Origin of the sequence: uncultured Bacillus sp., from assembly GCF_958411575.1 — a bacterium.
GTDB lineage: Bacteria > Bacillota > Bacilli > Bacillales > Bacillaceae > Bacillus > Bacillus spizizenii.
Window position 1 is genome coordinate 1 of record NZ_CATYRA010000010.1, and the last position, 22,002, is coordinate 22,002.

The window sequence follows — 22,002 nt, forward strand, 5'->3', positions numbered from 1 at the left end:
ATAAAAATGAATTAACAGGTACGTTTTGTCTTGTTTAGTTTTCAAAGATCATTTTTCACTTCTTGCCGAAGCGACTTTATTAATATAACATTTTGACTTTCTTTTGTCAAATGTTTTTTTGATTTATTTCTCCGCCGCTGTGAGCTTGTTTTTTCAGAAGCGCATCAGCGACGTTTAATAATATAACACGGTCAAGAATCAGAGTCAATATCTTTTTTAAAAGAATATCCTCGATGATAAATGGCCTGTCCTTTTGTTTCTATCTGGCAGACGTTGATAAGTCCCTTGTCCGTCAGGTAATCAAGCATAACACCAAGGTCTTGGGTAAAGTGCTTTAAGTCAGGATGCTGAAGAAGCTCACCGAATTGCCAAATGCCTTTTTCTTTCATTACTTCGAAAAGATGAGCCGAACCGATCTCAGCTTTGGAATGGATGAGAAAATCATTTGCTAAGAATAATAATTCGAGCCTTTTTTCCAAGCTCTCGTGGCTTTCGATCAACTCGGAATATAATTTGTACACTTGAGGCTCCATCTGGCGCACTTGGCTCCATACCGTGGTTTCCGGATGAAATCCCCTGTCAATTACTTCAATACGCGCTAAATGATGCAGCGCATGAACAACCGCGTTGTAGGCATCTAAAAATTGATTCGCTTCAAAAAAAGCTTTGCCTTCAACATATCTTCTGATTAATTTGCCGTATTCGAGCCCGATCTTCAGTTTGCGTTCGGCAAACGGAAATGTATTCAGCCTGTCAATCAGCTCGACAATGTATTCGTTACGGTCAAACAGGACTCTGCCATTTACAATCCAATCTATGATTCTTCTATTTGTCCCGAGCAAAATCCATTCTTGAATCTGAGAATCTGTTACCACATGCAAAGAAGCTGTTTTTTGATCAAATTCATAATGCTTTATAAAAACAGGCTCGTCAGCCTCCTTTACAATCACCAGCAAAGCAGCATCAAAGTTATCTGTTAAGGAAGAGGTTTTGTTTCTTCTCTCAATCATAATGACAGCCAATGTATTGGGATGACTTGCTCTTTCTTGGTAAATTGGACGGAGAAGATTATCCATCACTATTCCTCCAATGCAATTGTTCAAAATTTTTTATTCTCTATTTGATTCAATTCTATGGTCAAAACGAAATCCCTCTTTTTCTAAACACATTGAACTATTATAAACAATTTCACAGTAAGTCTCCATATATAAATTCCAGTTCAACCGAAAACATGAAGAAAATCCCATTGGGTTTGTGCTATAGTTAAATCAGAGGGGGATGGACATGGCGAAATACTCCAGCAAAATTAATAAAATCAGAACATTTGCGTTAAGTTTGGTTTTCGTTGGGTTTATCATTATGTACATCGGTATCTTTTTCAAAGAGTCCGTTTTGTTATCTAGTTTGTTTATGATACTTGGGCTTCTATCCATCGGTCTCAGCACGGTTGTTTACTTTTGGATCGGAATGCTTTCGACCAAAGCAGTTCGTGTCATATGTCCGGCCTGTGCAAAAGAGACAAAGGTTTTGGGAAGAGTGGATATGTGCATGCATTGCAGAGAGCCGCTGACTCTAGATAAGGGTTTAGAAGGAAAAGAATTTGATGAGTCTTATAATAAAAAGAAAATGTCCAAATAAAATAAGCTGACCGTTTCGTGCGGTCAGCTTATTTTTAATGGTTTTCTTTTTTCGAACACTCTTGGCAGACGCCGTAAATTTCTAAACGGTGGTGGCTTACTTTAAAGCCCGTGACATGGGCAGCGAGCTGCTCCACTTCATCAAGGCCCGGGTAATGGAAGTCCACAATTTTACCGCAGTTTTCACAAATCGCGTGATAGTGATCGGATGTGACAAAATCGAATCTGCTGGAAGCATCACCGTATGTGAGCTCTTTTACCAAACCGGATTCTCGGAACACACGCAAATTGTTATATACCGTCGCTACACTCATGTTAGGAAATTTCCCTTCCAGAGCTTTATATATATCGTCCGCTGTTGGATGAGCCATAGAGTTAACGAGATATTCCAGAATCGCATGACGTTGAGGAGTAATGCGAACTCCGGTTTCCTTCAACGTTTCTAAGGCTTCTTTTAGTTCATGTGCAGCCATCCGTCATGCACCTCTCTTCTAAAAAAAATTCTTACATTGTAATGTTTATAATTAGTGTAACTCTTTCTACGATAATTTGTCAATTGATATCAGGGTAAAAGTAAGCATATCATTTGAGGCTGACAGACGAATTTACTTTTCCGACATATCTTTGAGGGTTTGAAGCGCTTCGGCTACATGGTCTTTCACTTTTACCTTTCTCCATTCTTTAACGAGCCGTCCTTCTTTATCAATTAAAAAAGTGGAACGCTCAATTCCCATATATTCTTTCCCAAAGTTTTTCTTCAGCTTCCATACATCAAACGCTTCCGCCAGCTTATGTTCGTCATCAACAAGAAGCAGAAATGGAAGGTTATGCTTCTCTTTAAATTTTCCGTGTTTTTCCTGACTGTCAGGGCTGACGCCGATAATAACGGCATCCAGTTCAGCGAAGCTTTCGTGGCTGTCCCGAAAATCGCATGCTTCAGTTGTGCATCCCGGTGTCATGTCTTTTGGATAAAAGTAAAGCACGATATACTTTCCTTTATAATCCGATAATGTTACTGTTTCCCCATGATCGCCTTTTAACTCAAGATCAGGTGCTTTTTGTCCGATTTCTATAGTCATTACGTTACCTCCGGATGTTTTTTTATTAAGCGTATCCAATTCTTGTCCAGATTACAACTGTGTCCCTTGCATCTTAAGCCCGAATCCGTTGTTCTTGTTCGGAAGCATGCTACAATAGAAAGGACGCATGGAGATATAGGAGGTTTTTATTCTTGCATACAAAATCAATTGAACTTCACAATGAGGCATTAGAGCACATTGTCGGCGGTGTAAACAGTCCGTCTAGATCATATAAAGCGGTCGGCGGCGGTTCTCCCGTCGCAATGGAAAAAGCAAACGGCGCTTATTTTTGGGATGTGGACGGCAACAAATACATCGATTACTTAGCGGCGTACGGTCCGATCATTACCGGACATGCCCACCCGCATATTACAGAAGCGATTAAAAAAGCAGCAGAGAACGGTGTATTGTATGGAACACCGACAAAACATGAGGTTACATTTGCAAAGATGCTCAAAGAAGCCATTCCTGCTATGGACAAAGTAAGATTCGTCAATTCGGGAACAGAAGCTGTTATGACGACCATCCGCGTGGCTCGCGCATATACAGGCCGGACAAAAATCATTAAATTTGCAGGCTGTTACCACGGACATTCAGATCTTGTGCTTGTCGCAGCCGGTTCCGGTCCATCTACTCTTGGCACACCAGACTCAGCCGGTGTACCAAAAAGCATTGCCAACGAAGTGATCACAGTTCCATTTAATGATATCGAAAGCTATAAAGCGGCCCTTGATAAATGGGGCAGTGAAATCGCGGCGGTTCTCGTCGAGCCGATTGTCGGCAACTTCGGAATTGTTGAGCCGAAAGAGGGCTTCTTGGAAAAAGTAAATGAACTGACACACGATGCGGGCGCTCTCGTTATTTACGATGAAGTCATTACGGCTTTCCGCTTTATGTATGGCGGCGCGCAGGATCTGTTACAGGTGAAACCGGATTTAACAGCACTCGGAAAAATTATTGGCGGCGGACTTCCGATTGGCGCCTATGGCGGTAAAAAAGAAATCATGGAGCAGGTAGCTCCGCTTGGACCGGCTTATCAGGCTGGAACAATGGCCGGTAACCCCGCTTCGATCCTATCAGGCATTGCTTGTCTGGAAGTGCTCAAAGAGGAAGGCGTGTATGAAAAGCTTGATCACCTTGGGGCTATGCTGGAAGAAGGCATTTTACAGCACGCAGAAACACACGGCATCACAATTACTGTCAACCGCTTAAAAGGCGCACTCACGGTTTATTTCTCTGATGAGAAAGTCGAAAATTACGAGCAGGCTGAACGCAGTGACGGAGAAACATTCGCTACGTTTTTCAAGTTGATGCTGGAACGCGGAATTAATTTAGCACCTTCTAAATATGAAGCCTGGTTTATTACAACAGCACATACAGAGCAGGATATTAAAGACACGCTTGCAGCGGTCGAGGATGCTTTTAAACATCTTAAAAAATAGAATCAGACACCTTGGACAGGAGCATTGAGCTCCTGTTTTTTTATGGATTCAAACAGCGTGTAAGATTTTGGTCTTTTTCTAGAAAAATAGCTTGAATATTTGTATTGATCCCTGTATATTACTTAATTGTTTAGTAAATAAACTAACCGGGAATTTTAAGGATTAGCCATTTGCTATGTTACACAATTTACTATAGAAAGGAATGCACGCACAAACCAATGAAACTTGGTGCCCGCATTTTCAAAACCGGGATTGCGATTACACTTGCCCTTTATTTAGCTTCGTGGATCGGGCTTCCCGCGCCGATTTTCGCTGGGATTGCAGCGATATTTGCGATCCAGCCGTCGATTTACCGCTCTTTTCTCATTATTATTGACCAGGTTCAGGCAAATATCATCGGAGCTGTGATTGCCACAGTGTTCGGCCTTATTTTCGGACCCAGCCCAATTATGATCGGGTTAACAGCAGTTATTGTCATTACAATCATGCTGAAACTTAAAATTGAACATACAATTTCGATTGCTCTTGTAACAGTGATTGCGATATTAGAATCTGCCGGTGACGACTTTTTAATGTTCGCGCTGATCAGAACAAGCACAGTTATCTTAGGGGTGCTTTCTTCCTTTATCGTCAACCTTGTGTTTTTGCCTCCTAAGTACGAAACAAAGCTGATTCATAATACCGTCGAAAACACCGAAGAAATTATGAAGTGGATCAGATTGTCCATGCGGCAGTCAACAGAGCATTCGATTTTGAAAGAGGATATTGAAAAACTGAAAGAAAAAATGATCAAGCTTGATCAGACATATCTTCTATATAAAGAAGAAAGAAGTTACTTTAAGAAAACGACTTATGTGAAATCAAGAAAGCTTGTCCTGTTCAGACAGGCCATTATTACTGCAAATCGGGCGCTTGATACATTGAAGAAGCTGCATCGTCTGGAAAACGAGATCTATCATATGCCGGAAGAGTTTCAGGAAACACTGACTGAAGAGCTTGATTACCTGCTTTACTGGCATGAACTGATTTTGATGAGGTTTGTCGGCAAAATCAAGCCGCATGATGACGCGGATGAAGAAGGCATTCGATATAAGCGGCTTTTAACAAAGTCATTTTTAAAAAATCAGCAAAACACGGATGATGAGCTTATTGATTACAACATGCTCAATATTATGGCAAGTGCCGTAGAATATCGCGAGCAGCTCGAACATTTAGAAACACTCATCACAAGTTTTCAAACGTATCATCCGAAAGACTGCGAAATAGAAACAGAAGAGTAACCCGGTTAACCAGCCGGGTTTTTTTATATACAAAAAAATCTTATATCCTTCGTTAAAAGGATATAAGATTGATGTTCAGCTCAAATTTTGAATGGTAAATAAGTGTTTGTATTGACTGTCATAGTCCATGAGTTCATCATGGGTTCCGATTTCGATGATTGTACCGTTTTCCATGACGACAATCTTATCCGCATGTGTGATCGTCGATAAACGGTGGGCGACAACAAAAGTTGTTCTGTCCTTCGCCAGTTTGTCCATCGCTTCTTGAATATAATGCTCACTTTCCAGATCAAGAGCTGATGTAGCTTCATCTAAAATAAGGAGCGGCGGATTTTTCAGAAATACCCGCGCGATTGAGATCCGCTGCTTTTGTCCGCCTGACAGCTTAACACCTCTTTCTCCCACCCGGGTCTCATACCCTTCAGGAAAACTCATAATAAATTCATGGGCATTAGCAGCTTTGGCGGCTTTCATAATCTCTTCAAGGGTGGCATCAGGTTTGCCGATTGCGATATTTTCCCGAATTGTTTCACTGAATAAAAAGGTATCCTGAAGCACCATGCCAACCTGGTTGCGAAGGCTTCTCGCCTCATAATCGCGAATATCTGTTCCGTCAATCAGCAGTCTGCCACTTGTCACATCATAAAATCTCGGGATCAGACTGACGAGTGTTGATTTACCTCCTCCACTCATGCCGACAAGGGCTACGGTATCTCCTCTATTTACTTTTAAAGAGACATCATGGAGAATGTTTTCTTTTTCCTTTTCATATTGAAACGAAACGTTTTGAAATTCCACTTCTCCGCGGATCTGGTCAGCTTTAATGGCATTTGGTTTGTCAGTGAGTTCATATGGCTCGTCAATAAATTCAAACACCCTGTCCATTGATGCGATTGACTGTGTCAATGTTGTTGAGGAATTAATCAGCCTTCTCACAGGGTTGTACATTCTGTCTATATATCCGACAAACGCGACCATCGTTCCAACTGTCAGCGGTCCATTAATGACAAAATAGCCGGCGCACGCAATTACGATGAGCGGCGCCAAATCTGTAATGGTATTGACGACCGCAAAGGTTTTGGCATTCCAATTCGTGTGGCTGATGGCTTTGTCTAAGAAATGGCTGTTTTTCTCATTAAAATTAGCCTGTTCATGATCTTCTATCGCAAAGCTTCTGATGACCGGCATGCCTTGGATGCGCTCGTGCAAATGCCCCTGCACTTGAGCAAGCGCCTGCGAGCGCTCCCTTGTCAGCTTTCTTAAACGGCCGTAAAAATACTTCACTGATATGCCGTATAATGGGAATAAAACGATAGAGATCAGCGTTAATTTAATGTCCAGTGTCAGCATGATAGAGATCACAATCAAAATCGTCAGCATATCAAGCCATATATTCATCAGGCCTGTGATGACAAAATCCTTTGTTTGTTCCACATCATTAATCACTCGGGAAATGACTTCCCCTGTTCTTGTATTCGCATAAAAACGAAGGCTCAATTTCTGTATATGGTCAAACAGCTTGGCTCTTATATCGTAGAGCACCTTGCTGGCTGTCCACTGGGCAAAATATTGCCTATAGTATTCAACAGGCGGACGTAAAATTAAAAATAAGGCGAACATGATCGCCATAATGGTAAACAATGACGTTGTTTTGTCACTGGCCGTGCCGCCTCCTTGAATAATGTCGTCAACTACGTACTTCAGCAGCAATGGGAGAGCAAGCGGAATGGAGAATTTTACGATCCCGATTAACACCGTAACGAAAATTTGCTTCTTATAAGGTTTGACGAATTGCATGTAGCGTTTCATAACCCCCACGTTGATTCCCCCTCTCTCTTTATCATGATGTGTGTGAGCCCATGTGAAAAACCTGTTGTACCCCGCAACAGGTTTTTACGTAACCATTATTTTGTATAGCGCAAATACCGTTCATACCACATATCGACAAACTCGGGCGCAAACGGTCCCTGACGCTGGTGAATCCAGTGGAGCAGCGTGTTTAAGTAGTCTCTTAAAATACTGTCGATTTCTTTTGGATAATTCATGGCTTTCCGATGATCATCATATTCGTCTTCATCGAGAATATTGTAGGTCATATCAGGAAAAACCTTAACATCTAGGTCATAATCAATATATTTAATTGCTTCGCCATCATAGGCAAACGGAGAACTGATGTTGCAATAGTAATGGACCCCGTCTTCCCTCAGCATTCCGATGACATTAAACCACTGTCTTGCATGAAAATAACAGATTGCGGGCTCTCTGGTTATCCATGTCCGGCCGTCCGATTCGGTTACCATCGTCCGGTCATTGGCTCCGATGACACACATTTCTGTACTTTTTAAGATTGTTGTCTCATTCCAAATTCTATGAATCAGCCCGTTATGCTTATAGCTGTGAATTTGAATGGTTTCTCCTTCCTTGGGATAACCCATATTTCTCCCCTACTTTCTATAAAGCCCTACAGTTAGTATGTCCAAATTTGCTTACCGACAACGTCTTTTACCTATTATAACGTTACAAATTGAAAAATGAAAATAAAAGAGCCATTCCGGCCGGGGAATGGCACATTCCTGCTCTACACAAAGGAAGACGGCTTTTCTGAGCTGCGATAAGAACGAATCACTTGCTCTGTCTGCTTTTGAAACATATCCTGTATATCGGCAAGTTGTTTCCGTTTTACCGCAATTTCATCCTGAATGCCGCGCAGCCTTGCATCCCTTTCCAAATGCCGGAGTTCTGCTTCAATTTGTTTGCAGCGGTCGAGTTCTGATTGGAGATCGAGAAGCTTATCCATCGTTTTCATCTGTTCGCTTACCAGCTTTTCAAATTCCGTCATCGGTTCCTCCTTCAGCCTGTTGAAAATATAAACGAATCCTCCTTTTATCATTTCGATCCCAATACAGCAAACCCTTTGACTCATTCTGTAGACCTTTCACAAGTTTTGTCGTTTTACAAACAGAAAAAAAGCACTTCCACCCGAAGATGAAGTGCTTTTTTCTGTTTCAGTGATTAGCTGTTTTGTTGTTTGTTTTGTTCAGCAGATTGGTTTTGCTGTCTTACCTGCTGTACGTCAGTTTCACTAGCGAATTCAGTGCCGAATTGACCTTGTTGGCCAGCAGCTGATTGCTGGTTTTGTTTTCTGACTTGCTGAGCGTTTGTTTCGCTAGCAAATTCAGTGCCGAATTGACCTTGACCAGCAGCTGATTGTTGGTTTTGTTTTCTAACTTGTTGTGCGTTTGTTTTGCTGAAATTGTTTGAGTTAGCCATTGTTATCACCTCCACGGTCATTAGAATGTGCAGGTGATCGTATGGCTATTCCTCTTTTTTAAAAATTTTTAAACGAGCAGTGAGCGTCCGCCGTCAACGATTATTGTCTGTCCGCGGATCATGTCAGCCTTGGAAGAGACTAGAAATTCAACAGTATCAACCATGTCTTTAATTTCGACCATGCGTCCTGCCGGCGTGTTTTGACGCGCATCCTCAAGCAGATCCTCTCTGTTCGGGAAGTGTTTGAGCGCATCTGTGTCAATCGCTCCGCCTGATACGGCATTGACGATAATTTGTTTTGGCGAAAGCTCAACCGCAAGATAACGGGTTAAAGCTTCTAACGCCGCTTTTGATACGCCAACTGTCGTGTAGTTTTCAAGGTAGCGGATTGAACCTAATGAACTGATGCTGACGATATGCCCACCTCCGTTCTTTTCCATAAGCTTGGCCGCTTCCTGAGCGCAGAAAAGCAATGCTTTCGCATTAATGTTCATCGTCCAGTCCCAGTGAGTCTCTTCTAGTTCCATGACAGGTCTCAGAACGCCTGAAGCGGCATTATTAACAAAAACATCAAGTCTGCCGAACGTTTCATCGATTTGCTGAAACATTTCTTTGATTTTTGCCGGCTGTCCTACGTTTGCTTTTACAACAAGCACTTTGACGCCAAGCTTTTCGATTTCCTCCGCCGTTTCTAAAGCGGCTTTTTTGCTGCGTGCATAGTTAATGACAATGTTATAGCCGTTCTCAGCAAGTCTGATCGCGGCCGCTTTTCCGACACCGCGGCTGCTTCCTGTTACGAGTGCGCATTTATTTTGTTCCATTTTTCCTCATCTCCTTGTAGCGTATAGTTCTTATATTTCCACAAACAATAATGGCAAGAACTTAAAAGGGGGTCTTCTGTTATGTATGTCGGACGTGATATGAGCGAATTAAACATGGTTTCCAAAGAAGATTGGAAAAACAGTGAACTCGCCTATTTTCATCATGCCTTTCAGCAAATTATGCCTTATCTGAACGAAGAAGGCCAATCAAAATACCGGGAATTAACGCAAGAAATTGAAGCGCGCGGCGGAATGAAGCGCAATGAAGCTGACTACAGCCACGGCACGCGCGTCTCCTACGATTAACAATGTTTACGGAGCAGCCGAGTATGCGGCTGCTTCCACTGCCATCTTCCAGATTTTTTGATGTGATACCGGGAACGCAAATTGTTCGAGTTCTTCCTTCGTTACTTTTTTCAGCTCTGAGGTATCCGACACTTGTTTTACTTTACCGAAAAACACAGAAATATTCCATACCAGGTGGGTGAAAACGTGCTCAACTACACCTTGCAGATCACTGATATCAGCTTGTATCCCGCATTCGTTTTCTAAAAATGCTGTAAGCTGTTCACGCTCGGTTTTGATCCCTTTTTGTGTTTCAAGATTAGGGAATTCCCACAGGTTGGCGAGCAAACCTTTTGACGGCCGTTTGTGTATAAACACTCGTCCATCTTCATCAGTCAGCACGATCGCGGCCATTGTTTTGATGCCGGGCTTTTTCTTTTTGCTTTTTACCGGAAGCTCCCGTTCAGTGCCTTCTTCAAATGCTGAGCAATGCTTCTGAACCGGGCATAGCAGGCATGAAGGTGATTTAGGCGTACAGATCAAGGCTCCAAGCTCCATCAGACCTTGATTGAACTCTGATGGTTTTTCTTTGGAAATAAATGCACGGACTGCGTCTTCAAAGATCGTTCTTGTTTTCGGTTTGGCGATATCATCCCAAATGGAAAGAATTCTGGACATGACACGCATTACATTTCCGTCAACCGCGGGAATGGGTTTATTGTAGGCAATGCTGAGCACCGCTCCCTTTGTATATGGGCCGACGCCTTTTAAGCTGCCAAAGTCTTTCTCGTCTGGAGGAACAATGCCCCCGTACTCCTGTTTCACTTCTTTTACCGCACTTTGCAGATTTCTGACTCGCGAATAATAGCCGAGTCCTTCCCATGCTTTTAACACTTTTTCTTCATCAGCATCAGCGAGCGCTTCCACTGTCGGGAATTGTTCCACAAACCGCAGAAAGTAAGGAATCACTGTCTCTACTCTCGTTTGCTGCAGCATCACTTCAGATACCCACACTTTATATGGATCTTGGTCCTCTCTCCACGGCAGAACGCGCTGCTCTCGTTCGAACCATGAAATTAAATCATCGCGAAATCGCTGTATGTCTTTTTGTTTTAATTTGTCTTCAAGTACGTTCATATGTGTTTCTCCCCAGTCTTTCGCGCCCCGCTTTTCTTTAGACTGTTTTTTGTTGTACACTAAGGGCACAGTACGATAATATGTTACATTAAATAGAAGTAAAGAAAAAGCGGAAACATATGAGAACGATTGAATCAGGTTAAAAATTGGGTATATGAAAATGGGGAATATCTTACAAAAGTGAATGTGCAGGACAATCCTGCAAGGAGGTCACCTATGGATACGGGCACACATGTCGTGATGGGCATCGCACTTGGCGGTATTGCGACGCTTGACCCTGTTGTCGGATCAGATCCGGCAATGGCTCACGCTGTTATGATCGCAACACTTGCGGGCTCTCAGGCTCCGGATATTGATACTGTGTTAAAGCTAAAAAATAATGCTGTTTATATAAGAAATCACAGAGGATTTACCCATTCAATTCCCGCCGTTTTGTTTTGGTCTATCATCATTCCGGCGATTCTGTATTTATTTTATCCGCAGGCCGATTTTCTGCACCTGTGGCTGTGGACGCTGCTGGCAGTCGTTCTGCATGTCTTTGTTGATATATTCAACGCGTACGGAACACAGGCCATCCGTCCGTTTTCGAAAAAATGGGTTGCGCTCGGGCTGATTAATACGTTTGATCCGTTTATTTTCATCAGCCATCTGGCGGCTATCGCGATTTGGTATGCGGGCGGCAGCCCCGGCATCACGTTTCTCAGCTTATATATCATATTGGCAGGCTATTATTTGGTGCGCCTGATCATGCAGCTGAGAATTAAACGGAAGCTTCATGAGATGATTCATGATGAGATCGAAAGCATTATTATTTCTCCAACGATGAAATTCAGGCAATGGCGGATCGCAGTTACGACAGCCCATGCTTTCTATGTAGGAAGAAGCATGGAAGGGCATGTAGTGATTCTGGATACGTTTAATCGGGTGCCTGTTCCTGAAACCGAAGTGATGCATGCGGCAAAGCAGGATGATAACATCGCGGCGTTTCTGTCATTTTCTCCGGTTTACCGGTGGGAAGTCGATACGTTTAAAGATCATTATGAGGTGAGATTTATTGACCTGCGTTATCGGAGCAAAGGCCATTATCCGTTTGTGGCCATCGTTCATATCGGCCATGATCTCACGATTCGCTCATCCTATACAGGATGGATATTCAGCGAAGAAAAGCTTCAGAAAAAATTAAAGCTCGGCTCTATTTAGAGCCGGGCTTTTTTTCGTCTTATATATAAAACAGCAAGCAGCAGACTGACGAGAGATATGAGCGCCGATATTTTAAAGTATGGCGGATAGTAGGCCAGCTCAATGTGATTGTCTCCCTTTTGCGCCTTAAAGGCGATGAAAGCATAGTCCGCTTTTTCGATCGTCTGTGTTTTCCCGTTAATCTTTAACTCCCAGCCTTTTTCATAGGGGATCGGAAGCATGATGTACTGATTCTTTGGAAGACGATACGCGAACGTCAACTTATTTTTATCCCGTTTCAGATTGTCTTCTTTGTCTGTTTTATTTTGCAGCACAGCGCTTTTCAACGTTTGGTAATTTTCTTCATAGAGCGCTATATTTTTAAGCTCATACGTTCCTTTCGGGAGTTTGATTGAAATATGGTCTGATTTAGGCACTCTGACCGTGATATCATTTACTCCAGTTTTATAAATCGATTGGTTCGATTTCCTTGTTGTGACATAATCATTGACTCTTAACGTAAATCCTTTGTCTTTCGCTTTGCTTTTCAAATAAAAGCTGACATAGTAGTCTCCAGGAGAGGATGACGCCTGTTTCGGAGTGATGATTAATTCTCCTCCGTTTTCTCCAGTCACAGTAAGCAGTCCGTTTTGATACTGTGCATGTTTTGCAGTGGTGTCCGACTTAGGAATGAGATTAGCCAGTTTTGGTGTCTGCTCCGTTTTTCCCGATGGATTTTCTAATACAATTCCTTTCAGCATTGCCTGTTCTTTCGCAAGAGCGGGCAATTTGTCCAGCTCGCTTTCACTGTATATGGCATCGGCTGTTTTGATGAAAGGAAGCATGTATTGATTTTCATAAACCGCATAATGCTCTGATTCCAAGTGCTTTTTGAAGCCGTACGGGACACTGGCTTCGTTTGTTTTTTCCGTCATATAATATTTGCCGTAAAGCAGGCTGTATAAATTCGCCCTGTCTCCCAATGACGCATAACGGCTGACGCTTTCTCTCCCCATATCGATGCTCAAATCATTCCAATAGAAAGTCAGCAGATGTTTGTTTAAAATGCTGGAATAAGCACTGAATCCATTAAACCCGTAAATAATTGGCGTATTATTGCGAACCCCGTTCATCCAATCGATTCTCATGAGCGAATCATCGTCTTCCTTCTGCAAACGCCTGATGAGCTCAGATGATTCTTGCCCTTTGTATTCCTCACCCGTAAGATATGCTTTTGTCACACTGTCCAGCCCGCCACCTTCTGAGAGTGCGTATTTTTGATAGGTGTTGGCAACAAACAGCGAAGAAAGAATGATCACACCGTACACAGCCACCTTTGCCCTTTTTTTCGCAAAAGCTGCAGCAAATAAGGCTGCGATTGTCAGCAATAATAGCAATAAAATGCTTTCATTCGCAGGCTTCCATATATCCAGCTTATACCTTTGGATATGATACAAGTAAAGAAGCAGCACAACAGCTATGGCCGGTAGCAGTTCTTTCCATTTCAGTTCAGACAGCTGTGACAAACCAGCCGCAGCTGCTCCCGCAATGGTAAAGGCCAGAACATATTCAAACCGGTTTTGCGGGGCGGAAAAACCGTTAAATACGCTTGCCGCATACGGGCTGAAATGAAAAAGAATAAACAGCAGGCTCAATCCGGCAAAGAGACGAAATACGCGGTTTTTGTAAAAAGAAACTAGAAATAAAAACAGCAGAAAGGCTGCCGGCACAATAATGATCCGGCTCGAAAATAAGATATTATCATCGAAATTAAGCCATTCTATTTTCTGGCTGTACGGAGGGCGCAGGTTGTTTAAATAACCGTATACCACCGGCACAAACACCACCGCACTGATGCCAAAAGAAATGAGGCCTGAAACCAAAAACGTTCTGCATTGAATCCATCTTTTCTCTTCATGCTTTTCCAGTCGGATCAGCCATCTGAACAGCACGTAAATCCCGATGAATATGAGGTTTATGTATGCAAAGTAAAAGTTGTTGATTAACGTCAGCGAGCACGCAATGATAAACCATGCCGGACGCCGCTCTCTAATGATTTTTTCTGCTCCGAGAACAAGGAGCGGAAGCCAAATCATTGTATCGGTAAAGAATTCCCAATACGCTTCGTGGCGGAAATAAATGATGGAGGCACCGTATAATACGGCCCCCGTAAACGACGCCGCTCTATGTTTGAGAAGATAATGAAAAACAGCAGCGGCTGTAAACATGATCAGACTCAGTTTGAAAATACTGATAAAAACAGCTGACTCCGCCCAAAAAAGCGTATCCGCTTCTCCGATCAGCTGGACAGCTTGAAGAAGCCAGACGGCGGCGGATACCGCAAGAAAAAGAAAGGAAGCAGAAAAATAATAGCCGAGTTGACTGAACGTGCCGCCGCCGAGTCCGAATGAATAATTATAGAAAAAATTCCCGTGTGTATATTGGTCATATAATAATTTTTTAAATACGATCATTTGCGCAAGCCCGTCACCCGGACCTGTCATATATCTGCCGTCCGCCCATTCTTTCACAAAAAAAGCGTGTGCCAGAACGGAAACCAGCAGACTGGCCGCATAGATCATGACATATTTTCTTTTCATATGAATTCTCCAGTCTTGCTTTTAAGATGGTAGGCACGCAAAAAAAAGCACTGCCGATGGCGCTTGGTGATTTCAGTGCATTTTTGTCAGACGCCGCATGCTTTTCAATTCGTTCGTTTCAGGCAGGTCTTTGTTCGGGATATTCGCTTCTTTAATCAAATAATGCGGGCGTTTTTTTGTTTCATAATAGATTCGGCCGATATATTCACCTATGATTCCGAGACTTAACAGCTGAACCCCGCCGAGAAATAACACTGCTGAGATAATTGTGAAATAGCCGGGTACAGAAATGCCGTTTGTCAGAATTTTAACGAATGTGGCAATGATATAAATGATGGAAAGCAGCAAGATGAAAATGCCGGTATAAAAGCATATTCTCAGCGGCTTATGGTTAAATGAAACGACGCCGTCCATTCCGTAGTTAAACAGACTGCTGAACGACCATTTGGATGTGCCATTTTTTCGTTCGACATTTTCATAAAACACAATTTTCTGATCGAAGCCGATCCAGCAAAACAGACCTTTGGAGAAGCGGTTGCCTTCGCTCAGCTTTAAAAGAGCGTTCACAGCTTGGCGGCTTAACAGCCGAAAGTCTCCGACACCATCACGCAAATCAACCTCCACCGCTTTATTGATGAACTTGTAATAAAGAGATGACAGGAGTGAGCGGACAGGGCTGTCCCCTTTTCTGTTCCTTTGGGCAATGACTTGATCATAGCCTTCTTCATAGCCTTTGATAAATTCCTTCAGCAAATAGGTCGGATGCTGCAGATCGGCGTCCATAACAATAACCGCCTCGCCTTGAACATGTTCAAAGCCCGCAAGAATTGCGGCTTCTTTTCCGAAGTTCCGAGAAAAAGATATGTATTTTACTCGGCTGCATCCGGCTGCCAAGTCTTTGATCTGCTGAAGCGTGTCATCAACACTTCCGTCGTTTATGAAGAAAATTTCATAGTCATAATGAATGGTCTTGAATTCCTTTTTCAAAGATTCATGAATGAGTTTGACATTATACCCTTCATTGTAAGACGGGATAATAATCGAGATTAATCCTTGCTTCATTAAGGCACCTTCTTTTTTTATTCTATTTAAGTATTGCCTTAGGGGGAGTGGTAGACAGATCTTCAGTAAGGCTATTCCTTTTTTAAAAGTCGTTTAAACCTGTTTTTTGTTACATTTTATGGTGACATTCATCATTTTTATTTTGTCATGTTTAAAACAGACTATGAAAAAAACGCACAGAAAAAGTCTGCCATTATGACAGACGGATGGAGAGAAATTCTGACTTATTGTTTTTTAAGGTATTCCAGAATAAGATGATTGACGATGGCTGGTTTTTCGTGGTTAATCCAATGGGAAGCTTCATCAACAAAAATGAGGTGTCCATTCGTGCAATGCCTTTCCGTCTCTTTCGCAAGCTTTCTGCTTAAAAAGCGGTCTTCCATTCCCCAGATCATCCGGTAAGGTGCTGTTTCGTAAGTGGTTTTCTCTGAAAGGCTTCCTTTTCTGAGGGCTCTATACCAGTTCAGCATAGCTGTCAGCGCACCGGGCTGTTTCCACGCTTCTTTGTACTTGCTGACATCCTCTGACGTAAAAAGCTCAGGACGGGTCGATAATCCAATCGCTTTGTCTAATGTTTCATAATCATTTTCCTTTAGTGATGCCTCCGGTATGTCGGGCAGCTGGAAGAAAGCGATATACGAGCTTTTCAGCCATTGCGGCGGATAAATCGGCGTTACGGTTTTCATGATGTACGGATGCGGGATGTTGATGGCAATTAGCTTTTCTAGATATTCCGGGCGTGTGGAAGCCAGATGCCATGCGACAGCTCCTCCCCAGTCATGTCCGATGACAATTGCTTTTTCATCTGTGAATTGGGAAATAAGTCCGATGATATCATCTCTTAATGTATCAATCCGATATGAATCAATTCCGTCCGGTTTGTCACTGAGATTGTAGCCCCGCTGATCGGGAGCAATGACCCGGTAACCCGCATCGGCGAGCGGTTTGATTTGATTTTTCCAGCCGTACCAAAACTCTGGAAATCCATGGAGCAGGACAATTAACTGGCCGTTCTCCGGCCCTGCAGCCGCAACGTGAAGCGTGATTCCGTTTGTTTTGACAAAATGGCATTTAACTCCGTCCACTTATATCTCCTCCTTGACTGTACGTCATGTTTTTTAGCCTTTTCTCCGTTAGCATAAACGTAATGACACAGGCGGCAAGCAGCAGAATAAGCTGAAGAATGATCAAATTTGATCTCAGCAGCAAACCTATTCCCGCAATCACCAAGCCTGACAGGATCATCAATGATGCACTGTAACGGTTCGCTTCATCCCATAATCTTTGATCTGACATTGAACGTCTCGTTCTGTATCCGTACACACTGTTGATGAATTCGGGAGGAAACAGTTTGATCAATATACCCGCAATGATCATAAGCCCTCCGCCGACTAAACCAGCCATATCATCATCTCCTTTCTCATTGTTACGTGCAGAAAGAAGAAATGTTTCATACATAGGCAAAAAGACAAGCCTCTGCCTGCCTTATTTATCGTATTTGTAAGTCCTTTGTCTGAATATATCCCTTGACTCCGCCATAATCAACGAACGCCCATGTGAAGTCAAATCCGCCGTTTTCACTGAACCCCCATCCAAGTAATGTCACCTCTGTTCCGGATGAAAGCTGTTTTGCTTTTCCGTTTTCAGGTGTCGGTGCATAGAAGGCTGTCTGTTTCGCTGTTTTCGCTTGGCTTGCGGTTTTCATTAAGAAGTGTGTTGAAATATATGCTTTTTTTCCTTTGTATTGAATTTGAGCCCAATCGGCATTTGCGAAACCATTGACTGTGACCTTTTTTTCTGATGATATAGTGCCAAGAATTTTACCTTTATGATTTGGCTCAGTCCGGACATTCAGCTTTCCTGCTTTTATGATGTAAGAATCGGATGATGGCATGCTGACAGATATGTCGTGAAGGGGCGCAGCTTTTGCTGCGGGAGCGGAATAAAGTGCTGTCAAACTCAGTCCTGCGGCAGCTGTTAAAGCGAGCATTACTTGTTTCCTTTTCATATAAAGCTCCTCCTCGCATTTGACAAGATATAAGTGGTATTCCCTGATTGACAGGCGGGTGAAACACGTTTTGTTTAGTTTTTCTGCCTGTTAAGGTAATTTTAAGGAAATAAAAAACCTGCCGGATGATAGCGGCAGGTTTTTTAATGCAAGAGGCCTCTGCTTTGGTTTAAGTAATCATTTACATCGTTACGGGAGCTTTGGAAAAGATGGAGCTGGCCGCCATAGTTTTCGATCCATTGTGTAACGATTTTTTCTGTCATTTTTTCACCCTGATAGGCGTGTCCGGCTTTTGCATAAGTTGCTTCAAAATCGCTCCATAACAATTCCACCCATGTTTTTGCCTGAATATAGCTAATCATATCGTTCTTTTCCAGAAGCAGATTTGTCAGTTTCTCAATATACGTATCCATGTGTACAGTCTCCTTTCTTCAGGAAATAAATGACGCTTTAAAACGTGCTGTTCTCCATATACTAACCTTACGTCTTCATTTGGAAAGACGCAACTTTTTGATCTCGAACCTAGGGGGAAATGACATGGTCCGGAATAAAGAAAAAGGATTTCCTTACGAAAACGAAAACAAATTTCAGGGTGAACCGAGAGCAAAGGACGACTATGCTTCAAAGCGTGCTGACGGATCAATCAATCAGCATCCTCAAGAAAGAATGAGAGCCTCTGGCAAACGATAAAGAAGAACAGCTGCATGTGCTGCAGCTGTTTTTTTACCCTTTATTGACTTGATACTCATAGCCGCTCTTCTTTTCAGATAAATGTGCGAAGGTAGAAAGCACGAGTCCGCATGCGGTCATAAGCGCTCCGCCCGCGAACAGCCAGGAATAAGAGCCTGTTCCGCTTAAAATCATTCCACCGATCCACGCACCTAGCGCATTAGCAAGGTTAAACGCCGACACACTGACAGCAGCGGCAATGGTTGTGCCGCTCTCAGATGAGGAAATGACCTTCGTTTGCAGCAGAGGCGGTGTACCGAATGCGCATGCTCCAAATAAGAATGTTGCAACAATGGCTGCAGCCGGGTAAATGGAGATGTAAGGAAATACGGCCAGCACACCGATCAAACCGATCATCACGCCGATCATTGTTCGAGTCAGTAGAGGAAGCGGCACTTTTCCCGCAAAGAAATTTCCTGCAACGCCTCCCAATCCGTACGCAAAGAGAGCGCCTGTAATACCGACCGTGCCGAATCCGGCTGAATGTCTCAAAATCGGTTCGATAAAGGTGTAGGCGATAAAGACGCCGGAATAGCCTAAAATTGTAATCGCGAAAGAATACAGCACTTGTTTGTGTTTAAATACCCCCCACTCATTCATAAGCATTGGGATCACTTTTGGTTTTCTATTTGGCACAGCAGCCATGAGTCCTAAGAATCCGATGACACCAAGGGCCGTAATGATGGAAAACACAGCTCTCCAATTCAGAACATCTCCGAGAAAAGAACCGAATGGAACACCGAGCATGAGAGCTACTGTCAGCCCGCCGTTCATAGACGCAGCCGCAGCCGCTCTATTCTCTGGCGGAACCATTTCACTGGCAAATACCATGGCGATCGCAAAGAAAGCACCATGAATGGATGCAGATAAAACTCTTGAGACAGCCAATACCGCAAAATTCGGCGCCAGCGCACTCATCAGGTTGGAAAGGATAAAAATCGCCATCAACCCAAGCAGCACAGGCTTTCTCGGGAGCTTGACGGAAATGATGGTGACAATCGGGCCAGTCAAACAAACGCTTGCCGCATAGGCCGTGACAAGGAGCCCCGCAGAAGAAACTTGTATATGAAAGTCATTGGCAATCGACGTCAAAATACCCATCACTGCGTATTCTGTGTATCCGATTGAAAATGTACAAATCATAAGAACAAATATAATAAATTTTACAGATGGGTTTTTGATACTCAACGTCATCGCCTCCTTCGGTTTTTAAAAAACAACGAGTTTCATCTTAAAAGATTTTCGAAGTGAGTTCAATGATTTTTTCTTTAAGATGTCGTGTAAATGTGCTGCACATAAAAAGAGGCTGATATCCAGCCTCCCTGTTACGCTTGCTTCTTTTCTTGCAATACTGAGATTGGCAACGCTTCCTCTTGTTGTGGGGACGAAGTTCTGTATCCCCATGCGAAAACGCCATTTAAATAGCTGATGGTAAACTCGTCTTCAGAGTCTCCCACACGATATGTTTCTCCCGGTGAGAAATCTTCCGGGTTCAGCAAATATGCTTTTGCCATCGTAATTTTCCGTTCGAGCACTGCCAGTTCGTTTACGATTCCATGTTGTTCCGCTTTTCTTGCTTTTTCAGAAAGTGATGCGATTTCGGTATTGAGTTCGTGCGGTGTCATTTGACTGTATCGTTTCTCCATTTTTTCAGCTACTCCTCTTCCTGCAGAAATTGCTCGATTAAATCGAGTGAGAATCCTTTGCGGAATAAAAATTGTTTGACCTTCATGGCGCTTTCATATGAGCCGTCGTAGCGGTATTTTCTAAACGCTTTTTCCGCGTGAAGGCGCAGCGCTTCTTTTTCTGTGTCTTCATCATTTTCATATTCAATCTGCTCCAGTGCCGCGCTGATGACATCAAATGAGAAGCCCTTGCGCTGTAGCTGCATCTGGGCGCGCTGTTTGAGTTCTTTTGTTGAAAGTTTTTTATCCTTTTTGAGAAGCTTTTCAACATGCTTGACCGCTTCTCTCGTCTGATCTTCAAAGGAAAAGGAACTCAGCGCCTCCTTAATTGTATCGTCGTCGATTCCCTTTGCTCTCAGCTCTCTGAACAAAACGTCAGGGCCTTTTCCGTTCGTTTTTTTGTGGGTGCTGACATAGGCCGCGGCAAATTCCTGGTCGTTTAAGTACTTGTAGTCGTTCAGCTTATGGATGACTTCCGCAATGACGGGCGCCGAAATTTCTTTTTTCTTTAAGTGGTCCTCAACCTCTTTCGTTGACCTCATCCGGTAGGATAAAAATTCAAGCGCACGGTTGAAGCCTTTCTTTACTTCATCGCCGTATTGAATCTCAATGATGTCAAGGTCATCAAGTTCTTTTCCCTTTTTGAGCTCAAATTTCACGAGCACGTCCGCGTCCACACTGAAGGCGTATTTTTCATCGAGAAAGATATTGAAGCGTTCCGTATTCTTCTTTTGCGTTGATATTTTTGTAATAAATGGCATCTTAATCTCCCTTCTCAAGCCTGAAACGCGTTTTCTTTTATTCAAATGAGGTAAAGTATATTTACTAGAACGATGAGGAGAGATATTCATGAATATAGCAATGACGGGCGGAACCGGTTTTCTCGGCCAGCATCTGACGGGCGTTCTTACCCGACAGGGACACCATGTTTATATTTTATCAAGAAACGCAAGGGAAACTGAACAAAAAAATATCACATATGTCCAATGGCTGACGGAAGGAGCCGCGCCGGAGCAGGAACTTCCTCATATTGATGTTTGGGTAAATCTTGCGGGAAAATCGATTTTTAGCCGCTGGACAGGAAAAACGAAGCAGCACATTCTCTCCAGCCGTATCAATGCGACGCGTGAAGTCCAGCGGCTTATTCATAAACAGAAGGAAAAACCGAAGGCATTGATCCAAGCCAGTGCCGTGGGTATTTACGGCACTAGTCTCGAGAAAACCTTTACAGAGGATTCTGTAACGTCAGATGAGGATTTTCTCAGCCATACTGCGCATTTGTGGGAAAAGGAAGGACAGAAAATTGAGGCGATGGGCATCAGGACGGTTTATGCGAGATTTGGCGTGATGCTTGGAGAAAAAGGCGCTCTCCCGCTCATGATTCTTCCCTATAAGCTTCTGGCCGGCGGAACGATCGGAACCGGCAGACAGTGGCTGTCATGGATTCACGTCGAGGACGCGGCCCAGATGATCCGATATGCGATGGAAAACGCCGGAATCTCAGGTCCAATGAATGTCACTGCGCCCAATCCCGTGGAAATGAAACAATTCGGAAAAACGATTGCACGGGTGAAGCACCGCCCGCACTGGCTCCCTGTCCCGAAATTCTTTTTATCAAAAGCATTGGGTGAAATGAGTCTTCTGATTGTGAAAGGACAGCGCGCTCTGCCTAAAAAAGCGATGATCTCTGGATTTCGTTTTACATATTCAGACCTTGAATTTGCACTCTCACAGCTGATAACGGTCCGAAAGACTGTATAAAAACGGAAGGAAGCGTCAACCTTAAGA

General features: G+C 43.2%; 25 protein-coding genes. 7 read left to right on the plus strand and 18 right to left on the minus strand.

What is annotated here, in order from left to right; genetic code table 11:
• Positions 1-191: 191 nt before the first annotated feature.
• Positions 192-1,076 carry a nucleotidyltransferase-like protein gene (locus Q5C82_RS15815; protein ID WP_003223288.1) on the minus strand — a complete coding sequence of 295 codons (885 nt, stop codon included), beginning with the start codon at positions 1,074-1,076 and terminating at the stop codon, positions 192-194.
• A 208-nt stretch (positions 1,077-1,284) separates the two neighbouring features.
• On the opposite strand from Q5C82_RS15815, the gene Q5C82_RS15820 reads away from it, so the two are divergent.
• Positions 1,285-1,638: a YgzB family protein gene (locus Q5C82_RS15820; protein ID WP_003223287.1), complete on the plus strand. Its 354-nt coding sequence runs from the start codon at positions 1,285-1,287 to the stop codon at positions 1,636-1,638.
• 34 nt (positions 1,639-1,672) lie between these two features.
• On the opposite strand, the gene perR is transcribed toward Q5C82_RS15820, so the two are convergent.
• Entirely contained in the window at positions 1,673-2,110 is a 438-nt protein-coding gene (gene perR, locus Q5C82_RS15825) for a peroxide-responsive transcriptional repressor PerR (RefSeq protein WP_003223285.1), read from the minus strand.
• A gap of 132 nt (positions 2,111-2,242) precedes the next feature.
• Positions 2,243-2,716 (minus strand): thioredoxin-dependent thiol peroxidase, encoded by a 474-nt coding sequence (gene bcp, locus Q5C82_RS15830; protein WP_003223280.1) that lies wholly within the window; start codon positions 2,714-2,716, stop codon positions 2,243-2,245.
• Positions 2,717-2,868: 152 nt separating this feature from the next.
• Here bcp and Q5C82_RS15835 point away from each other — a divergent pair, with 152 nt between their 5' ends.
• On the plus strand, positions 2,869-4,158 hold the full coding sequence (locus Q5C82_RS15835; protein WP_003223278.1) for a glutamate-1-semialdehyde 2,1-aminomutase: 1,290 nt from the start codon (positions 2,869-2,871) through the stop codon (positions 4,156-4,158).
• Between the two features lie 218 nt (positions 4,159-4,376).
• Positions 4,377-5,438 (plus strand): aromatic acid exporter family protein, encoded by a 1,062-nt coding sequence (locus Q5C82_RS15840; RefSeq protein WP_003223276.1) that lies wholly within the window; start codon positions 4,377-4,379, stop codon positions 5,436-5,438.
• Positions 5,439-5,513: 75 nt separating this feature from the next.
• Here the strand turns inward: Q5C82_RS15840 and Q5C82_RS15845 are convergent, their stop codons facing one another.
• The 5 genes from Q5C82_RS15845 to fabL form a co-directional block, all read right to left on the minus strand.
• Positions 5,514-7,256, minus strand: a complete 1,743-nt coding sequence (locus tag Q5C82_RS15845) for an ABC transporter ATP-binding protein (protein WP_003223274.1) — start codon at positions 7,254-7,256, stop codon at positions 5,514-5,516.
• A gap of 86 nt (positions 7,257-7,342) precedes the next feature.
• Positions 7,343-7,873: a DUF402 domain-containing protein gene (locus Q5C82_RS15850; RefSeq protein WP_003223272.1), complete on the minus strand. Its 531-nt coding sequence runs from the start codon at positions 7,871-7,873 to the stop codon at positions 7,343-7,345.
• Between the two features lie 143 nt (positions 7,874-8,016).
• The gene (locus tag Q5C82_RS15855; protein ID WP_003223268.1) at positions 8,017-8,277 is read right to left on the minus strand and encodes a YgaB family protein; all 261 of its coding nucleotides are present in this window, start codon (positions 8,275-8,277) and stop codon (positions 8,017-8,019) included.
• Between the two features lie 173 nt (positions 8,278-8,450).
• Entirely contained in the window at positions 8,451-8,708 is a 258-nt protein-coding gene (gene sspE, locus Q5C82_RS15860; protein WP_003223265.1) for a gamma type acid-soluble spore protein SspE, read from the minus strand.
• A 68-nt stretch (positions 8,709-8,776) separates the two neighbouring features.
• Entirely contained in the window at positions 8,777-9,529 is a 753-nt protein-coding gene (fabL, locus tag Q5C82_RS15865) for an enoyl-[acyl-carrier-protein] reductase FabL (RefSeq protein ID WP_003223262.1), read from the minus strand.
• A gap of 81 nt (positions 9,530-9,610) precedes the next feature.
• On the opposite strand from fabL, the gene Q5C82_RS15870 reads away from it, so the two are divergent.
• Positions 9,611-9,835 carry a hypothetical protein gene (locus Q5C82_RS15870; RefSeq protein WP_003223257.1) on the plus strand — a complete coding sequence of 75 codons (225 nt, stop codon included), beginning with the start codon at positions 9,611-9,613 and terminating at the stop codon, positions 9,833-9,835.
• Positions 9,836-9,841: 6 nt separating this feature from the next.
• Here the strand turns inward: Q5C82_RS15870 and mutY are convergent, their stop codons facing one another.
• On the minus strand, positions 9,842-10,951 hold the full coding sequence (gene mutY / locus Q5C82_RS15875; RefSeq protein ID WP_003223255.1) for an A/G-specific adenine glycosylase: 1,110 nt from the start codon (positions 10,949-10,951) through the stop codon (positions 9,842-9,844).
• Positions 10,952-11,167: 216 nt separating this feature from the next.
• Between mutY and Q5C82_RS15880 the strand changes: the two genes are divergently transcribed.
• Positions 11,168-12,151, plus strand: a complete 984-nt coding sequence (locus tag Q5C82_RS15880; protein ID WP_003223253.1) for a metal-dependent hydrolase — start codon at positions 11,168-11,170, stop codon at positions 12,149-12,151.
• Here the strand turns inward: Q5C82_RS15880 and Q5C82_RS15885 are convergent.
• The 6 genes from Q5C82_RS15885 to Q5C82_RS15910 form a co-directional block, all read right to left on the minus strand.
• Positions 12,148-14,730 carry a YfhO family protein gene (locus Q5C82_RS15885; RefSeq protein ID WP_003223251.1) on the minus strand — a complete coding sequence of 861 codons (2,583 nt, stop codon included), beginning with the start codon at positions 14,728-14,730 and terminating at the stop codon, positions 12,148-12,150. The genes Q5C82_RS15880 and Q5C82_RS15885 overlap by 4 nt on opposite strands.
• Before the next feature lie 72 nt (positions 14,731-14,802).
• Positions 14,803-15,792, minus strand: a complete 990-nt coding sequence (locus Q5C82_RS15890) for a glycosyltransferase family 2 protein (RefSeq protein WP_003223250.1) — start codon at positions 15,790-15,792, stop codon at positions 14,803-14,805.
• Between the two features lie 224 nt (positions 15,793-16,016).
• A complete protein-coding gene (locus tag Q5C82_RS15895) occupies positions 16,017-16,877 on the minus strand; it encodes an alpha/beta fold hydrolase (protein ID WP_003223248.1) in 861 nt (286 codons plus the stop codon).
• Positions 16,864-17,196 carry an SdpI family protein gene (locus Q5C82_RS15900; RefSeq protein WP_032727352.1) on the minus strand — a complete coding sequence of 111 codons (333 nt, stop codon included), beginning with the start codon at positions 17,194-17,196 and terminating at the stop codon, positions 16,864-16,866. Before Q5C82_RS15900 ends, Q5C82_RS15895 begins: the two co-directional genes overlap by 14 nt.
• Positions 17,197-17,281: 85 nt before the next feature.
• On the minus strand, positions 17,282-17,800 hold the full coding sequence (locus Q5C82_RS15905; protein WP_003223245.1) for an SH3 domain-containing protein: 519 nt from the start codon (positions 17,798-17,800) through the stop codon (positions 17,282-17,284).
• 143 nt (positions 17,801-17,943) lie between these two features.
• Entirely contained in the window at positions 17,944-18,213 is a 270-nt protein-coding gene (locus tag Q5C82_RS15910) for a YfhJ family protein (RefSeq protein ID WP_003223243.1), read from the minus strand.
• Between the two features lie 124 nt (positions 18,214-18,337).
• On the opposite strand from Q5C82_RS15910, the gene Q5C82_RS15915 reads away from it, so the two are divergent.
• Positions 18,338-18,490 (plus strand): small, acid-soluble spore protein K, encoded by a 153-nt coding sequence (locus Q5C82_RS15915; RefSeq protein WP_003223241.1) that lies wholly within the window; start codon positions 18,338-18,340, stop codon positions 18,488-18,490.
• 33 nt (positions 18,491-18,523) lie between these two features.
• Here Q5C82_RS15915 and Q5C82_RS15920 read toward each other — a convergent pair whose 3' ends face one another.
• The 3 genes from Q5C82_RS15920 to recX all read right to left on the minus strand — a co-directional run bounded on the left by Q5C82_RS15920 (position 18,524) and on the right by recX (position 20,975).
• Positions 18,524-19,717, minus strand: coding sequence for an MFS transporter (locus Q5C82_RS15920; protein ID WP_003223237.1), 1,194 nt, complete (start codon positions 19,715-19,717; stop codon positions 18,524-18,526).
• Positions 19,718-19,854: 137 nt separating this feature from the next.
• Positions 19,855-20,175, minus strand: coding sequence for a YfhH family protein (locus Q5C82_RS15925; protein WP_003223235.1), 321 nt, complete (start codon positions 20,173-20,175; stop codon positions 19,855-19,857).
• Between the two features lie 8 nt (positions 20,176-20,183).
• A complete protein-coding gene (gene recX / locus Q5C82_RS15930) occupies positions 20,184-20,975 on the minus strand; it encodes a recombination regulator RecX (protein ID WP_003223233.1) in 792 nt (263 codons plus the stop codon).
• Between the two features lie 88 nt (positions 20,976-21,063).
• Here recX and Q5C82_RS15935 point away from each other — a divergent pair, with 88 nt between their 5' ends.
• A complete protein-coding gene (locus Q5C82_RS15935) occupies positions 21,064-21,975 on the plus strand; it encodes a TIGR01777 family oxidoreductase (RefSeq protein ID WP_003223231.1) in 912 nt (303 codons plus the stop codon).
• The last annotated feature ends 27 nt before the right edge of the window (positions 21,976-22,002 follow it).

Coding starts and splice junctions, on each gene's coding strand:
- Q5C82_RS15815 (WP_003223288.1), bottom strand. CDS start 1,076: ATGGATAATCTTCTCCGTCCAATTTACCAAGAAAGAGCAAGTCATCCC.
- Q5C82_RS15820 (WP_003223287.1), top strand. CDS start 1,285: ATGGCGAAATACTCCAGCAAAATTAATAAAATCAGAACATTTGCGTTA.
- perR (WP_003223285.1), bottom strand. CDS start 2,110: ATGGCTGCACATGAACTAAAAGAAGCCTTAGAAACGTTGAAGGAAACC.
- bcp (WP_003223280.1), bottom strand. CDS start 2,716: ATGACTATAGAAATCGGACAAAAAGCACCTGATCTTGAGTTAAAAGGC.
- Q5C82_RS15840 (WP_003223276.1), top strand. CDS start 4,377: ATGAAACTTGGTGCCCGCATTTTCAAAACCGGGATTGCGATTACACTT.
- Q5C82_RS15850 (WP_003223272.1), bottom strand. CDS start 7,873: ATGGGTTATCCCAAGGAAGGAGAAACCATTCAAATTCACAGCTATAAG.
- Q5C82_RS15855 (WP_003223268.1), bottom strand. CDS start 8,277: ATGACGGAATTTGAAAAGCTGGTAAGCGAACAGATGAAAACGATGGAT.
- sspE (WP_003223265.1), bottom strand. CDS start 8,708: ATGGCTAACTCAAACAATTTCAGCAAAACAAACGCACAACAAGTTAGA.
- fabL (WP_003223262.1), bottom strand. CDS start 9,529: ATGGAACAAAATAAATGCGCACTCGTAACAGGAAGCAGCCGCGGTGTC.
- Q5C82_RS15870 (WP_003223257.1), top strand. CDS start 9,611: ATGTATGTCGGACGTGATATGAGCGAATTAAACATGGTTTCCAAAGAA.
- mutY (WP_003223255.1), bottom strand. CDS start 10,951: ATGAACGTACTTGAAGACAAATTAAAACAAAAAGACATACAGCGATTT.
- Q5C82_RS15880 (WP_003223253.1), top strand. CDS start 11,168: ATGGATACGGGCACACATGTCGTGATGGGCATCGCACTTGGCGGTATT.
- Q5C82_RS15885 (WP_003223251.1), bottom strand. CDS start 14,730: ATGAAAAGAAAATATGTCATGATCTATGCGGCCAGTCTGCTGGTTTCC.
- Q5C82_RS15890 (WP_003223250.1), bottom strand. CDS start 15,792: ATGAAGCAAGGATTAATCTCGATTATTATCCCGTCTTACAATGAAGGG.
- Q5C82_RS15900 (WP_032727352.1), bottom strand. CDS start 17,196: ATGGCTGGTTTAGTCGGCGGAGGGCTTATGATCATTGCGGGTATATTG.
- Q5C82_RS15905 (WP_003223245.1), bottom strand. CDS start 17,800: ATGAAAAGGAAACAAGTAATGCTCGCTTTAACAGCTGCCGCAGGACTG.
- Q5C82_RS15910 (WP_003223243.1), bottom strand. CDS start 18,213: ATGGATACGTATATTGAGAAACTGACAAATCTGCTTCTGGAAAAGAAC.
- Q5C82_RS15915 (WP_003223241.1), top strand. CDS start 18,338: ATGGTCCGGAATAAAGAAAAAGGATTTCCTTACGAAAACGAAAACAAA.
- Q5C82_RS15925 (WP_003223235.1), bottom strand. CDS start 20,175: ATGGAGAAACGATACAGTCAAATGACACCGCACGAACTCAATACCGAA.
- recX (WP_003223233.1), bottom strand. CDS start 20,975: ATGCCATTTATTACAAAAATATCAACGCAAAAGAAGAATACGGAACGC.
- Q5C82_RS15935 (WP_003223231.1), top strand. CDS start 21,064: ATGAATATAGCAATGACGGGCGGAACCGGTTTTCTCGGCCAGCATCTG.